Genomic DNA, 14,289 nt, shown 5'->3' with positions numbered 1-14,289 from the left:
TGTTATTTTTCTTGTTCCATCGCTAACAAATAATCCTGACTGGATATATTTTCAATACGTTGTTCGGCTTCCAGCTTTTGTCTCAACCACTGCTCAATCCGTGGTTCTAAACTGCCTTCAGGCTGATCTAATTGCCTCGCCATCTCTCCGTGGTTTTCCCATAAATCATTATAGAGGGAGCTACTTAAGGCCAGCAGACCATAGGGAGAATGTAACCAGACTGCCAGCAAATGATCACCCAATGTAAACGGGATTTCGCTGTTACCTTCGCCACACGCTTCGGGACGACAAAACCTCATCGGTTGCGGCCTGTCTATCATCAGTTCTGTGACAGGTGACAGCATCAGTGACCAGTCGCCGGGCGTAAAGGCGGGCACGAGGACACCCAATATCCGTGCATCCATCATGCGGAACAGTACCGGCTCGCCATTCATCATGACCCATTGTCGTTGCTGCCAGTGCCTAAGTTGTTCCTGCCACGGTGTATGACTGCGGTAAGCCCAACCCCAACTGTTGTCACTGAGTTCATGGTGATCCAGTGCTTTCCCTATCTGAGCGAGTTGATTAGCCTTCGGTTGTACCAACCACGGACTCTGTTTCAACATATTGCGCATCGGAGTACCGCTATACAGCGGAAATGCCTGCTCAACCCAGTCATGGCGGTAAAATGGTTCTACAGGATTCGGTTTAGCCAGTGAATTGAGAATGAAGAATACAGGCGCTGTATTAGGTTCATTCAGCCAGACTTGCCAACTTATTGCGGTTCCTGTGCTCTCCATGGTGATAGCTCTTTCCATTGTGTTTACTCTTTAACAGGTTTAATGACTAAACTGGCATCCTGTTGCGCCAGTTCTGCACAAGCCGGTTGCACCGGAAATTCAGTTGCCGGGAGTGCTTCCGCCATCGGGAGTTGCCCTACTTGTGCGAGCGGTGCTACTCCTTCTGGGAGCTGTAGTGAAACCCCGCGCCCGCTGCCGCCTGAACCTTGCCCGACATTAATCGGTGAGCAGAGAATGCCAGCCGGTGTGACTTTGAGAAAACTGCCGCCCACTTTCAGCGTGATTTCTGCTGCAGCTTCCAGTACGACCTTGCCGCCGCTTTTCAGGTGGATTTCCTGCCCGCTGTCAATGACGGTCGCATCGCCGGTCTGGGTATGCTGGCTGCCGGCAATCCGGTGTGACACATCCCCTTCGGTGGTGATTTTGCGCGAACCGGCGACCTGATGATGGTCATCGGCACGAATATCGTGGTAACGGTTGTTATCGATACGGCTCTTCTGGTCATGTTTGATATGCCAGTACGCATCATTTTCGATATGCGCGGTCAGGTCTTTCTGGCCGTGGAGATAGATTTCTTCGCTGTCTTTGGCATCCTCAAAACGCAGTTCGTTAAAGCCTTTGCCTTTGTGGGTTTTGGTTTTAAAGGTGGTTCGGGTCTTCTGCGCCGGTAAATCCAGCGGTGGGCGGTTCAGGCCGTTATAAACACAGCCGGTAACAATCGGCCGATCAATATCCCCGTTGAGATAGGAAATAATCACTTCCTGTCCGATACGCGGGATGGCCATAAAGCCAAAACCGTTGCCGTTCCAGCCCTGTGCCACACGTACCCAGCACGACGCACCATCATCGGGTTGGTCATAGCGGTTCCAGTGGAAATGCACTTTAATTGCGCCGTCTTTGTTGACGAAGATTTCTTCGCCTTCCGGCCCGACCACTATTGCAGTTTCATCGCCATCTGCCAGCGGTTTGTAGTGGAAAGGCGGACGATAATCATCCAGACCGGAAATAAAACTGAACTGGTTGGAAAGTGTGGTGCCTTCACCGGCATCATTTCCCAATGCTTGCGGGCAGCGCCCGTGGTGGCTGATACTGACTACCTGCCAGCGAACATTAAGCAGTTTATGGGGATGATTTTTTATCTCGAAGATTTTACCTGGCATCAGTTTGATGCAGTTACTGCTACCGCTGCCGGTTTGTTTCTGGTTGTCCAGTGCTTCCTGCCGGTATTTTAAAAACGGTTTGGCGGCGGTATCTTTCTGGAAGCGCCCGTAACTTTCAAACACGGTGTAAGGGGTCTGGTTGCCGAAGTCACGAAAGCCTTCGCTGCTGTGCATATGGGAGAGATGATAGCGCGGGTTCTCCGGGTTGAAATCTTTGTGCAGGCTGCGTTGCGGGCTCATGCCGACGCCTAACCGTACCTGATAAATCGTATCTACCCCGTGCGCGGTTTCCGGCTGGGGCTGGTATTGCAGCGGCAAGCCAGCCGTCATGCCCAGATGGCTGTCACTGAAAAACAGCGTTTCATCCTCAAACCAGAAACTGATACCTTCTTCCGCGGCTAACCGGCTGAAAAAATCATAATCGGATTCCCGTTTCTGGGTCACATATTCCCTGTCGTGATGCGCATCGTAGAGTTTTGAATCGGCTTTTACCCGATGTTTTTTCAGCAGGCTGTTTAAAATGGCCGGCACATTTTGCCGGTGATAAATCCGGCTGTCCTGATTGAGCGTCAGCCGCCAGCAGGCAGGCCGCACGGTGACGGAATAGATTGTCTTATTACCATCGGTGCCCACCTAATCCGCATGGGAGATGATGCCGGTGATTTTGCGTTGCTCGGTTGCCCCGTGAAAGATTTGCAGTACCGCTTCCTGCATCAGCAGCGAGGCCAAATCAATCTCCGCCTGTGGTTTAAACGGATTCGGGTTGCCCGTTCTGACCAGTGTCAGATTGAGGGTAAAGAGTTCGGATAACCCTTCCTGTAGAGAAAAATCACCAACCGCAAAGGTGTCTTCCGGTACACCCGCGATACGGCAGGTAAAACGTAATCCACTTTTCATTTTTATTCCTTATCGATTATGACATGCATGCCTTACATGGACGGACGTAACCCATCGACATGCCAGAACTGCCATAGCACCTTGTGACTGTCAGGGGTGAAAATCTCCAGCATGACAAACGAAGATTGGGTGATAAAACAAGCTAATACCTGATTGATTAACCGGCAGAAGCGATACATTTCTCCCTGATTACGATAACAATCAGGGTTCAGCGTCAGTGAGAGTAAATGCCCGCGAATGGGGCGCACCCGCCGCATCCGGTCAGTCAGGCTCTCTTCCACCTGTACAATGCCGTCAATGTGTTGGCGGAACTGGCGGCTCAAGGGGCGATGCGTGTCAGCATACGGGTCAAACAACCGGAGAAACTGTTTCAGGCTGTCGGTGGCAAATAACATCATCGGCGGGCTGGCGAGGCAGGAGAGCAGCGGCCAGCCGTTATTTTCCTGTAACAATGGTGGATAATCGGTCACCACCGGAATAATATTCTGCACATCAAGATGGGACGGTGCATTTTCCTGCGTCACGGTAATTGCGCCTGGTTCCAGCGTCAGTGCCTGCCCATGGTAGCCGATGAAAGAGCACGAGACAGCAATCTCCGGCAGATTGTTTGCCGGATTGCCGGTCAAATCAAAAAAGCACAGCCGATGTTGGATCCTGCCCAGAAAATCAGATTCAGTCTGGAGCTGGTAGTAAAACGTGTCGGGCTGCGCATCGTCATCGAAAAAACGCCCGGCGGGAACAAACTGCTCAATCGGCAGCCAGTGATAAGGTGTGCCACGCTGCTCACTGTCTTCGGGCTGCACCACCACCTGAACCTCCTGCAGACGGTAAACGCACACTGATCCGCCCAATGGCAGCGGATAGCAGTGATTACCGGCTTCCAACCGGACAGGCGGGCTGGTCTGGTTTTCCAGATGGATCGCCGGCACACAACCCAACAAAAATGCTCCCTCGACATCATCCAGTGGCAATTCCCCCCCGAAACGCAAAATCAGCTCAAACGTGCCATCGTCATTCAGCGGGACGTTTGCGCAACTGCTGCTGATATCCAGCGTGACAAAGTTATAAAGCGCCGGCAACGCATAGTATTCCACCAACGGTTGCAGGCCGGAATAGGGACTTTTGGCGCTGGGCAGCAACGGTTCGTCAAGCAAGCCATGCCAGCCATCAGGAAAACTTTTCATTGTTCGTTGCTCACCCTGTGTGTTCAGGCTGATATCACAGATATGTTGATCCAGCCACAGGCTGAGCTGGGCGGCGCGCTCCGTATCGGTGCCAAGGAAAAAAGATAAAGCTCCGCTTTGCCAGAAAGAAGACGCCGAACCGGTTTGGCATAGTGTCAGGATGATTTCACTGTGAGTGCCCGTTTTCCTGACTGCGCGCTCCTGGACAATCAGCGGTTCAATATGCAAAGGACGGCAGGTTTTAAAGTTGATCAACTGCCCGTTAAGGCTGGCAGACACCGATGTACTGATCGGGATCTCGGCAGTGCCCTGATGTTCATCATCCGTAGGCGTAAACTGTACTATCGTCGTCGGTGGAATAGGAGACAGGGCTAACGGCCAGATACGGGAGAGAATGCCGTGAACAATTTCGGGCAAATTATCCTCCAGCTTGTCCCGCAGATTGGCAATCAAAAACGCAAAGGCTTCGAAAACACGGGCAATATCAGGGTCATGAGAGGAAACCAGAAATTCAGCCAGATGCGGTGACTCTTTCGCGATGTGCTCAGCCAGCTCTCGCAGGTAAGCGCGCTCTTTTAGATAAAGCGATTCTTTGTTGTTTTTCATTGAATTTAACTTATGTTTTATCAATTAGGCTTCGGAATCATGCTGAATCTCAGCGAGATAAAATGCATAGCTGAACAGAAAAGCACATTTATTCTACACATTAATCAATCAAATTAATTAACGAATTAAATCCAGTTTTTGGCTGGTGTTGACAGAATATAGGGGGATTATCGGAATATGCACGGTAATTCAGGCAAAAATCAGGCTGGCAGGAATCCTTAATGGCAACATCTCACTACTGGGAGCGAACGCTGCAAGCGATGGGATATACCGTCAGGTTAGTCCCGACTCAACACGTCAAGGCCTTCAGCCATCATCAAAAAAAAGATGCCAATGATGCGCTGGCTATTGGTGAAACAGCCTGTCGTCCAGGTCTTCATTTTGTTCCCGTCAAGACCGTGGAACAGCAAGATATCAAGGCACTGCGTAGTGCTCGGTAACTCATGGTAGAACAGCGTACCGCACTTGCTAACCAAATGCGGGCTTTTCTCGCTGAATCGGGACTGATTGTGCCTGCCGGCATTCAAAAACTTCAACAGCCTCTCCCGGATATTCTGGAAGATGACAGCACTAACCTGTCTTTTATACTGCGTCGTTTATTGCATACCTTATGGGAAGAGATGCAGCATTTGAACACCGGCATTCATGACATGGATAACGAAATAGCGGCACTTTCCCGTCAGCAACCGGGTTATGAGCATCTGCTCACTATTCCCGGCGTTGGTCCTCTTATCGCGGCCGCCTTCGTGAGTGACGTCAGTGCATCCCAATTTGCCAATGGCCAACAACTGTCTGCCTGGTGTGGACTGGTTCCCCGGCAACACAGTTTAGGAGGAAAATTTCGCCAAAGTAAGCGGCGGAACTTTTTGCTACTGTATTGACTGCCTTGATCTGAATGAAAAATCAGCCGCCCTTCTATATGGCGCGTTTTCAGGGCATGACTCAGTGCCCGACAGACCAACTCGGCATCCGATGGCCATGCCCACCACGCGGCGGGAAAATAAACCCATCACCACCGCGAGGTAACGCCAACCTTCCTGCGTCCGAATGTACGTGATGTCCCCGCACCACCGGGTATTTGGGCTAGCCGGGGCAAAATGCTGCTGCAAAAAATCCGGCGACGCCACGTGTTCTTTCCCCGGTGGACGATAACGGTGGGCCCCCGGCTGACGACTTTGCAGGCCGCATTCTTGCGTTAGCCGGCGAGCCAGCCAGCGCCCAACCGGTGTGCAATGGGGTAGCAATTACCATACTCAATTTTTAGCAGGATTACCTGCTTTTGCCAACTCTTCATTACGAAGTTCTCTACGAAGAATTTTACCTACATTGGATTTTGGCAACTCATCGCGGAATTCAACGATCTTCGGTACCTTATATCCAGTCAGGTAACGACGACAATGCATTTTAAGTTCATCCTCAGTCAAACTGGGATCTTTGCGTACCACAAATACTTTGACAATTTCTCCTGAGTTCTCACTCGGAACGCCCAATGCTGCCGACTCTAACACTTTAGGATGGGAAGAAACAACATCTTCCACTTCATTTGGATAGACATTAAACCCGGAAACCAGAATCATGTCTTTTTTCCGATCCACAATGCGGAAAAAACCTTTTTCATCTACGCTGGCAATATCTCCAGTTGCCAACCAGCCATCTTTCAACACCTCATCCGTCGCATCAAGGCGATTCCAGTAACCTTTCATTACCTGTGGTCCACGTACCCACATTTCACCCACTTCGCCCGATGAAACTTCATTACCATCATTCCCTACTAGCTTCATTTCTGTTGAAGCAATGGGGAAGCCAATACTACCACTGTAATAAGTTAAGTTATGTGGGTTAGCTGAAACCAGAGGAGAACATTCCGTCAATCCATAACCTTCCAGTAGATGACGACCTGTCAGGTTTTTCCACTTTTCAGCCACCACTCGTTGTACAGCCATGCCGCCGCCAACAGATAAACGTAATGAGGAGAAATTCAGCTTCTGGAATTCCGGATTATTCAGCCAGGCATTGAATAGCGTGTTAACACCCGATAATGCAGTAAAGCGATAACGCGATAGTTCCTTGACCGTGCCGTTTACATCGCGAGGGTTAGTAATCAACAAATTCTGCCCACCCAATTCAATAAAGAACAGGCAATTTATCGTCAAAGCAAAGATATGGTACAACGGCAACGCAGTTACCACTAACTCTTGCCCAGGCTTCAATAATGGAGAATAACAAGCTCTAGCCTGTTCGAGGTTTGCCAATATATTACGATGAGTTAGCATTGCACCTTTTGCTACACCTGTGGTTCCCCCCGTATATTGCAGAAAAGCCAAATCCTCATTTTTCACATCGGGTTTGACATACTGCATACGGTAGCCTTTATGGATCGCACTGCGAAACGAAATGGCATCCGGTAAGTGATATTTAGGTACGAGCCGTTTAACGTATTTAACAACAAAATCAACAAGGGTTCCTTTGGGACGAGAAAGCTGGTCACCCATGCGCGTCAAAATAACGTTCTTGACTTGCGTATTAAAGACAATCTTTTCTAGGGTATGTGCAAAGTTAGAAACGATAACAATGGCAGATGTGCCACTATCATTAAGCTGGTGTTCCAATTCACGCGGGGTATAGAGCGGGTTCACATTTACAACAATCATACCTGCACGCAGAATACCAAATAGTGCCACGGGGTATTGCAATAAATTGGGCATCATCAATGCCACCCGATCTCCTTGTTTCAGCCCCAGGCCATTCTGTAAGTAGGCAGCAAAGGCACGGCTACGCTCTTCCAATTTACGGAAAGTCATTACCTCGCCCATATTGATAAATGCGACTTGATCGGCATAACGCGCTACAGCATTTTCAAACATTTCAATCAACGACGAATAACGATCGGGATCGATTTCTGCCGGAACATCTGCCGGATAATGTTTTAGCCAAACTTTTTCCAAGTTGAATACTCCTGAAATCTAATTGCGATGTAACCACTGACCATAAAAAAACCTGGCTTGTGCATTTAACAAATTATTAACTCAGCGTACCAGTTTGCAAAGCAACAATGTTCAGGTTGGCGATACACATCACTAATTTAATACTATCAATTACTGCAAAAAAATAAGGCAGCTTTTGCCGCCCGGATATTTTTTATTATTTATCAATGAATTAGTTAAATTATTAGCACTTGGATTTATAATTAGCTAATTATACATTGATTTACTAATTTTTGGTTTGGAGTCTTACCATTATTCCAAATGATTATAAATAAAACATATCAGTTAAAAGATAATTATTAGGAGTTCATGTCGCGAAATAACGGAAAGTTGTCTCTTTTACCGACGGAATAACCCTAGTAGCAGGTTTGCTTTTGTTAGGAGACAAATACCTGTTACCAGATATCTCTTGGTTGGCAAGAGGTTTATTCAGTTAAAATTGTTTCAACTGATACAGGTTGAAATGGCGAATAACCGCGCCAAAATGGATCATAAGGGTTGCCATAATAACTCCACGGATCAATTCCTACAGCAGGAGGCAAAATCATTCTCTGAGATTCATACCAACGTTTCACTCCTGTTACATTCATCACAACGTAATTATACGGACTATTACCTACTTTTCCTTTTTCAAGACCAGTAATCAAACCTACAACAGTCACATAATGATCTTTAAAATCACTGGGTTCTAAAAAAGTATTCACGTAGGCATAAACTCGTCCCAAAGAAGGTGCATTCAAACGTGGGGAAGCATTGCCTGCTAGTGGCATGGCAGATATTTCTAATCGAGTCTGGCTTTTTTCATTCAAGACACTCAGTACCTTGCCACCAAATCTCCCTTCATGCCCAATGTATAACTCAGGCATGTTCTTGACAGAATGCAGATTTCCCACTGGTGTTTTAGTCGTTCCTTTAATAACATCAGGAATTGACACACAGCCCGCAAGTACCAGGGTTCCCAATAATGCCACCGCTTGCAGTATGCTTCGATTGTATATTCCATTGAGCATAACGCCTCCAACGTAGAAAAATCTTACTAGGCTAACCATCCATTTGGTTAGCCATACTCTAGCCCTTTATACTCATGGACACCGCTTTCTGCCACAAGTTGCATAGATTTTATTGCACCAAGCAAAAGCTCCTTATCCTTAACGGCCCGGCAATTTTTTCCATGTCACTTCATTACGTAAGTAAACGGGTTCAGCATGTTCAACCGCTGTCGCTTCCCCCGCTTCCCACATCTGAATGGCCAACGGCAGCATATCTTCCGCATGGGGTAAAGTCACATCGCTTGCGGTCAGCATTAAGTGGCTGTCTAATAATTGAGGATAGGCTTCCCATCCCGTTCCAGCAATACCCCATTCGCCTGACAGAGAATTCATAATCTCTTGCACTTGTTCAGGTTTCAAAACCGCTTCCGTTTCATCGCCCTGCCACTCACCTTGCGAATTACGAGTGTATTGTCCCCAGTAAACTTCTCCCATCCGCGCATCAATAGCAACCAAAACATTTGTTGCTCCTTTTAAGCGAAAAGCCCCTTGCGCCATTGTTTTCAGCGAGGAAACACCAATCATCGGTAATTCAGCACCCAATGCCAGCCCTTGTGCGATGCCAACACCAATCCGTACACCGGTAAAACTACCCGGTCCACGGCCAAATGCCAACGCATCTAATTGTTGCAGGCTCACTCCACTTTTTGATAAAACCGCCTGAACCATCGGTAAAATACGTTGAGTGTGTTCCCGTGGGGAAATTTCAAACTGTGCCTCAATAGCACCTTCATTCCAAAGCGCAGCAGAACAGGCTTCAGTTGCAGTATCAATAGCTAAAATTCGCGTGGACATGCCTTAACTCCGGCAAGATATAGGATTCAAAATAAAGGGCTATACTACCATAGCCCCAACATCATCGCCCCGACATTTTATTACCCAGACCGCGGTGGGCGTGAGTTCAGAAACGCAATTGCTTTTGATAAATCACGGGTACGGGGAGCGGGAGGCAGGCTGTTTAGAAAAACCTCACCATATGGACGCATCACCAGACGATTATCACAAATGACCACAACACCATAATCATCAATATCGCGGATCAGGCGTCCAACGCCCTGCTTCAAATCAATCACAGCATCGGGAAGCTGGACTTCGTGAAAAGCATCCCCGCCCTTAAGTTGGCAATCCTCAATACGAGCCTTAAGCAAAGGATCATCCGGCGCAGTGAACGGCAATTTATCAATAATAACACAGGACAATGCATCACCGCGGACATCTACGCCTTCCCAAAAGCTGCCGGTCGCCACCAGCAATGCATTGCCCGCAGAGATAAATTGTGTCAGAAGTTGTGTCTTGCTCGTTTCCCCCTGCACCAATACTGGCAATGTCATACTGGCACGGAATTCTTCCGCCAAACTACGCATCATTTGGTGAGAAGTACAGAGGAAAAAACAACGCCCTTTATTGCTTTCAATTAATGGCTTCAACATACGAGCCAGCCATTTTGCACCACCATTTTGGTTAGGTGATGGCAAATGGCGCGGAACACATAATAACATTTGACGTTGATAATCAAACGGACTGGACAAGAGTAATGTTTGGGCTTGTTTTAGCCCTAAACGTTCAGTGAAATGATTTAGCTGTTCATTGACCGACAATGTTGCCGATGTAAAAATCCAACTACCTGATTGTTCACGGATCATTTCACTGAATTTGTCGGCAACAGATAACGGTGTTAGTGCCAGCAAAAAATGCCGCCCATAACTTTCGAACCAATAGCTGTAATTGGGTATGCTGACATCAATCAGACGCTTAAGACGATTGCGATAAATCGTTGCCCGTTCAAAAGCCACATCCAACATGGCTGAACGCCCTAAAGAGAGCTTCATCACGTCATAACAAAGCTCAAGGGCATCATCCAGCCGCACTAATGCACGCTGAACTTGCTGCTGTTGCAAAGCCTCACGAAGATTACCCCGATAGCTGTTTTCACCCAATGACAAACGGAAATCTTGTGCACTTTGGCTGAGGCGATCTGCACTTTTTTGCAATTGCACCTGATCCCGCACTTCAGTACGGTAAGCCAGAATAATATCACGCGATAAATCCATCAATTGGCGGCTACTTAACTGCTGACCAAAATATTGGCTGGCAATATCAGGGATCTGGTGAGCTTCATCGAAAATCACCACATCAGCCTGCGGGATTAATTCACCAAATCCGGTATCCTTAACCACCATATCTGCCATAAATAGATGATGGTTAACAACCACCACATCGGCTTCCATCGCTTTTCGACGGGCTTTCAGAACGAAACATTCCTGATAACATGGACAATCACTGCCAAGACAATTGTCATTAGTACTCGTGACCAATGGCCAAACAGTACTATCTTCCGCCACCTGATGACAGGTGCTGATATCACCATCTTTTGTATGGCCTGACCAATGCTTCAATTTGATAACTTCCGCCAGAATTTCAGCTTCCAACTGGGAATTGCCGATTGTCTGTTGCTCAAGACGTTCAAGGCATAAATAATTTGAGCGCCCTTTTAATAGCGCCAGATTGCCTGTAAAACCTAACGCATCAACAATAGTGGGTAGATCCCGATTGTAGAGTTGATCCTGCAATGCCTTAGAACCAGTAGAAATAATCACTTTTTTACCGGAGCGCAAAGCAGGTACCAGATAAGCAAATGTTTTACCGGTTCCCGTTCCTGCTTCTACGACTAATTGTTGCTGTTTTTTAATCGCAACTGTAATAGCTGAAGACATTTCCCGCTGGGCATCACGTGGCTTGAAACCTGGTATGGCTTTGGCTAGTATGCCATTTTTCGCAAAATCGTCTGACACAAACAGTCTCTTTCAATAAAAAATGTGGCAGAATTATGCCAATACTGAGTTGTAATAACTACTCAATTCGGCAAAAACCTGGATAAATTAACAGGAGATTTAATGACTATTAAACGCATTGATCCAGATACCCGTTGGTCAGAAGCGGTCGTTCACAATGGCACTATCTATTATACCAGCGTACCAGAACAACTGGACGGTGATATTACAGAGCAAACCGCCGATACTCTGGCTGCCATTGATACCCTGTTACATCGTCTTGGTTCAGATAAAAGCAAAATCCTGGATGTTACGATTTTTCTGGCGGATAAGGCTGATTTTGCAGGTATGAACGCTGCCTGGGATGCATGGGTTGTTGCCGGAAGTGCGCCAGTTCGCTGTACTGTTCAAGCAGCATTGATGGATCCTAAGTATAAAGTAGAAATCAAAATTATCGCCGCTTTATAATCTGCACTTATCAAACAAATATGGCATTGAATGAGTTATTGCTCGTTCAATGCCATGTTTAGAAATGAAATTTAAGGAATGGAGAGTAAAAAATTACGCCATCTTAATAATAATCATGCCTATCAATAACAGCACAATACCGCTCCATCCCTTAAAATTCAGTCGTTGATTAAACATTATCCAGCCTGCTGCCACTGTAGCAATAATGCCGAATGCACCCCATAAGGCGTAAGCAATGGAAAGTTCTATTCCTTTCACTGCCTGGGCCAACGCACTAAATGCGCCCAAAACAGCAAACAGAGACAAAATACCCATCCAGAAACGCTGAAATCCATTGGACAATTTCAATAAAATATTTGCCACAATTTCCAAAACAACAGCCAGAATCAGGAACGCACCATGCCACCATTCAAATTGAGTTAGCATATCATGCCTCCCTGATTTGCTTGTTCGAAATATTGTTTAATACTCTTGATGGATTATTTTGGGATGCATTGCTTTTTGATGTCTTACTTTTTGCTGCATTGTTTGAAGCTTGATCTTGGCTCTTTTTCTCCCCCATCTTGATCAAGGCAATTCCGGCTATCAACAATACCAATCCACTAATTTTCATCAATGACAGTGACTCGTTGAACCACATCACACTAAAAGTGGTAATAAACAGGATCCCAATACCTTCCCACAGTGCATAAGCCACGCCCAATGCCACTTTTTTCACAGCAACGGCCAGCAAAATATAAGAAGTTGTGATCATGGTGTACATCACGATCATGCCTGTAAAATCACCCGAAACACTGGCTTGTTTCATTGACAGAGTACCAATCACTTCTGTCACAATCGCCAATACAAGAAACACCCAATAAATCATTTTTTCTCTCCTGAACATACTAATAAGCATGCCAAGATATCAAGCTATAAAGGCCAACAAAGTCGGCTGCAAACGCAATTACGCAATATCAGAATCAAACTGACTTTTTAGCGAAATATTTTGGCAAACAAAAATTGCCGGTGAAAAACCGGTTAGCAGGAAGAGGCCCTAAAGGGCGCCGCACCAGTAGTGCTCACTGGATAAGATAGTTGAGAGGAAAAAAACATGGGTACAACGTTGAATTTTGTTACTATGTTGAATGTTGACGCTTTTGGCGCTATTCATGATGTTTTATTCTTTCATCACACGATAACTATACAGCTACTATAACAAACATCGCATGATATACTACGAACCCTCATATGAGTAAATGAATGGCATATTTCTACCATACTCCAAAATAAAAAGCAATGATTTGTATTTGATTAATCAAACTCCATTTTTTACTAAAAATGGAGTTTGAAATAATTTTATGGCTTTAGCCAGTTTAAATCGCGTTAGCGTCTTAAACATAAAACCACCCGCTTTGCGGGTGGAGTTCAAAGGTTATACCAAGAAAAACACCTTTCCGTTACGATATAGATGTTCAAGCTAATATTCGTAACTCAAATAAGGAAAGGTGTTTATGGGCATTAAAGCACAAAGCTCAGCGCATACAAAGTGGCTGTGTAAATACCATATCGTCTTTTCGCCGAAATATAGACGGAAAGTGATTTTTAATAATATTCGTTCAAGTGTGGGAGAGATCCTCAGAGACCTTTGTAAGTATAAAGGTGTGGAAATAATCGAAGGTCATCTCATGCCAGATCATGTTCATATGTTGGTGAGTATTCCACCAAAGCTAAGCGTTTCAAGCTTTATGGGATATTTGAAGGGTAAAAGTTCGTTGATGATCTTTGATAGACACGCCAATTTAAAATATAAATTTGGCAACAGAAAGTTTTGGGCGGAAGGGTTCTATGTCAGTACGGTAGGGCTAAATGAAGCGACAATTCAAAAGTATATCAGAGAGCAAGAAAAGTCGGATTTAATCTCGGATAAATTGAGTAGTAAAGAGCATGTAGACCCCTTCAAGGGGTAGGCCAAAGCAGCAAAGACACTTAGCTTGAACGAAGAGAAAGCAGCGTCATTTAGGCGCAGTCGGTAACAAGCCCTTATAGGGCAAGAGCAAACCACCCGTTATACGGGTGGTTATGATTTATATTAAAGTTCCGTTATTCAGGTATCAAATCTGGTACTTTACTTGATACCATCGGATGAGAGACGTCCACACTAGCATCGAGATCAAAATCATTAAAGGAAATGCAACGTAATACCGAATCAGTATAAATTTTGATGTCATATTTTAAATTGGTTAGATCTGCTACAATTGACCATTGAGTATAATCATACAATGTGTTTGCGATAGACTTATCCTTTATCCAACTTTTCGGGATATCAAAGATAGATTAGTTTTACTGTTGGGACCAGTTGCTGCCAAGTTACAAGCACGTGGTATCATAAGAATACTTGATTCCAGCTCT

12 protein-coding genes and 2 pseudogenes are annotated in these 14,289 nt (G+C 45.9%); 4 read left to right on the top strand and 10 right to left on the bottom strand.

What is annotated here, in order from left to right:
* Positions 1-2: 2 nt before the first annotated feature.
* From ACE1SE_RS08795 to ACE1SE_RS08785, 3 genes and pseudogenes are all read right to left on the bottom strand, one after another.
* The gene (locus ACE1SE_RS08795) at positions 3-797 is read right to left on the bottom strand and encodes a DUF4123 domain-containing protein (protein ID WP_374053499.1); all 795 of its coding nucleotides are present in this window, start codon (positions 795-797) and stop codon (positions 3-5) included.
* 5 nt (positions 798-802) lie between these two features.
* Positions 803-2,836: pseudogene (locus ACE1SE_RS08790) on the bottom strand (type VI secretion system Vgr family protein).
* 32 nt (positions 2,837-2,868) lie between these two features.
* Entirely contained in the window at positions 2,869-4,626 is a 1,758-nt protein-coding gene (locus ACE1SE_RS08785) for a type VI secretion system baseplate subunit TssF (RefSeq protein WP_374053498.1), read from the bottom strand.
* A gap of 221 nt (positions 4,627-4,847) precedes the next feature.
* On the opposite strand from ACE1SE_RS08785, the gene ACE1SE_RS08780 reads away from it, so the two are divergent.
* Together ACE1SE_RS08780 and ACE1SE_RS08775 are read left to right on the top strand one after the other, a co-directional pair.
* Positions 4,848-5,066, top strand: coding sequence for an IS110 family transposase (locus tag ACE1SE_RS08780; RefSeq protein ID WP_374053497.1), 219 nt, complete (start codon positions 4,848-4,850; stop codon positions 5,064-5,066).
* A 3-nt stretch (positions 5,067-5,069) separates the two neighbouring features.
* Positions 5,070-5,507, top strand: a complete 438-nt coding sequence (locus ACE1SE_RS08775) for a transposase (RefSeq protein ID WP_374053496.1) — start codon at positions 5,070-5,072, stop codon at positions 5,505-5,507.
* On the opposite strand, the pseudogene ACE1SE_RS08770 reads toward ACE1SE_RS08775, so the two are convergent.
* The 5 genes and pseudogenes from ACE1SE_RS08770 to yoaA all read right to left on the bottom strand — a co-directional run.
* Positions 5,468-5,846 (bottom strand): annotated as a pseudogene (locus ACE1SE_RS08770) (DDE-type integrase/transposase/recombinase); the annotation flags it as partial. The gene ACE1SE_RS08775 and the pseudogene ACE1SE_RS08770 sit on opposite strands and share 40 nt — an antisense overlap.
* Before the next feature lie 33 nt (positions 5,847-5,879).
* The gene (gene fadD / locus ACE1SE_RS08765) at positions 5,880-7,571 is read right to left on the bottom strand and encodes a long-chain-fatty-acid--CoA ligase FadD (RefSeq protein ID WP_374053495.1); all 1,692 of its coding nucleotides are present in this window, start codon (positions 7,569-7,571) and stop codon (positions 5,880-5,882) included.
* Positions 7,572-8,035: 464 nt separating this feature from the next.
* The gene (locus tag ACE1SE_RS08760; RefSeq protein WP_374053494.1) at positions 8,036-8,620 is read right to left on the bottom strand and encodes a Slp family lipoprotein; all 585 of its coding nucleotides are present in this window, start codon (positions 8,618-8,620) and stop codon (positions 8,036-8,038) included.
* A 138-nt stretch (positions 8,621-8,758) separates the two neighbouring features.
* The gene (tsaB, locus tag ACE1SE_RS08755; protein WP_374053493.1) at positions 8,759-9,454 is read right to left on the bottom strand and encodes a tRNA (adenosine(37)-N6)-threonylcarbamoyltransferase complex dimerization subunit type 1 TsaB; all 696 of its coding nucleotides are present in this window, start codon (positions 9,452-9,454) and stop codon (positions 8,759-8,761) included.
* A gap of 80 nt (positions 9,455-9,534) precedes the next feature.
* Complete coding sequence (yoaA, locus tag ACE1SE_RS08750; RefSeq protein ID WP_374053492.1) at positions 9,535-11,451, bottom strand: DNA repair helicase YoaA; 1,917 nt, start codon at positions 11,449-11,451, stop codon at positions 9,535-9,537.
* 102 nt (positions 11,452-11,553) lie between these two features.
* Here yoaA and ACE1SE_RS08745 point away from each other — a divergent pair, with 102 nt between their 5' ends.
* On the top strand, positions 11,554-11,898 hold the full coding sequence (locus ACE1SE_RS08745; protein ID WP_374053491.1) for a RidA family protein: 345 nt from the start codon (positions 11,554-11,556) through the stop codon (positions 11,896-11,898).
* A gap of 93 nt (positions 11,899-11,991) precedes the next feature.
* Here the strand turns inward: ACE1SE_RS08745 and mdtI are convergent, their stop codons facing one another.
* Together mdtI and mdtJ are read right to left on the bottom strand one after the other, a co-directional pair.
* Positions 11,992-12,324 (bottom strand): multidrug/spermidine efflux SMR transporter subunit MdtI, encoded by a 333-nt coding sequence (gene mdtI, locus ACE1SE_RS08740; protein ID WP_374053490.1) that lies wholly within the window; start codon positions 12,322-12,324, stop codon positions 11,992-11,994.
* 1 nt (position 12,325) lies between these two features.
* On the bottom strand, positions 12,326-12,766 hold the full coding sequence (gene mdtJ / locus ACE1SE_RS08735) for a multidrug/spermidine efflux SMR transporter subunit MdtJ (RefSeq protein ID WP_374053489.1): 441 nt from the start codon (positions 12,764-12,766) through the stop codon (positions 12,326-12,328).
* A gap of 625 nt (positions 12,767-13,391) precedes the next feature.
* Here mdtJ and tnpA point away from each other — a divergent pair.
* Positions 13,392-13,847 (top strand): IS200/IS605 family transposase, encoded by a 456-nt coding sequence (tnpA, locus tag ACE1SE_RS08730; protein ID WP_099118097.1) that lies wholly within the window; start codon positions 13,392-13,394, stop codon positions 13,845-13,847.
* The last annotated feature ends 442 nt before the right edge of the window (positions 13,848-14,289 follow it).

Origin of the sequence: Xenorhabdus taiwanensis (genome assembly GCF_036512875.1) — a bacterium.
GTDB classification, from domain to species: Bacteria; Pseudomonadota; Gammaproteobacteria; order Enterobacterales; family Enterobacteriaceae; genus Xenorhabdus; species Xenorhabdus taiwanensis.
The sequence above is the reverse complement of the archived record's forward strand: the minus strand, read 5'-3'. Positions and strand labels throughout refer to the sequence as shown.

Bases quoted from the DNA above. Each gene is read 5' to 3' on its own strand.
- ACE1SE_RS08785 (WP_374053498.1), bottom strand. From the start codon at position 4,626: ATGAAAAACAACAAAGAATCGCTTTATCTAAAAGAGCGCGCTTACCTG.
- tsaB (WP_374053493.1), bottom strand. From the start codon at position 9,454: ATGTCCACGCGAATTTTAGCTATTGATACTGCAACTGAAGCCTGTTCT.
- ACE1SE_RS08760 (WP_374053494.1), bottom strand. From the start codon at position 8,620: ATGCTCAATGGAATATACAATCGAAGCATACTGCAAGCGGTGGCATTA.
- mdtJ (WP_374053489.1), bottom strand. From the start codon at position 12,766: ATGATTTATTGGGTGTTTCTTGTATTGGCGATTGTGACAGAAGTGATT.
- ACE1SE_RS08780 (WP_374053497.1), top strand. From the start codon at position 4,848: ATGGCAACATCTCACTACTGGGAGCGAACGCTGCAAGCGATGGGATAT.
- ACE1SE_RS08795 (WP_374053499.1), bottom strand. From the start codon at position 797: ATGGAAAGAGCTATCACCATGGAGAGCACAGGAACCGCAATAAGTTGG.
- ACE1SE_RS08745 (WP_374053491.1), top strand. From the start codon at position 11,554: ATGACTATTAAACGCATTGATCCAGATACCCGTTGGTCAGAAGCGGTC.
- tnpA (WP_099118097.1), top strand. From the start codon at position 13,392: ATGGGCATTAAAGCACAAAGCTCAGCGCATACAAAGTGGCTGTGTAAA.
- ACE1SE_RS08775 (WP_374053496.1), top strand. From the start codon at position 5,070: ATGGTAGAACAGCGTACCGCACTTGCTAACCAAATGCGGGCTTTTCTC.
- mdtI (WP_374053490.1), bottom strand. From the start codon at position 12,324: ATGCTAACTCAATTTGAATGGTGGCATGGTGCGTTCCTGATTCTGGCT.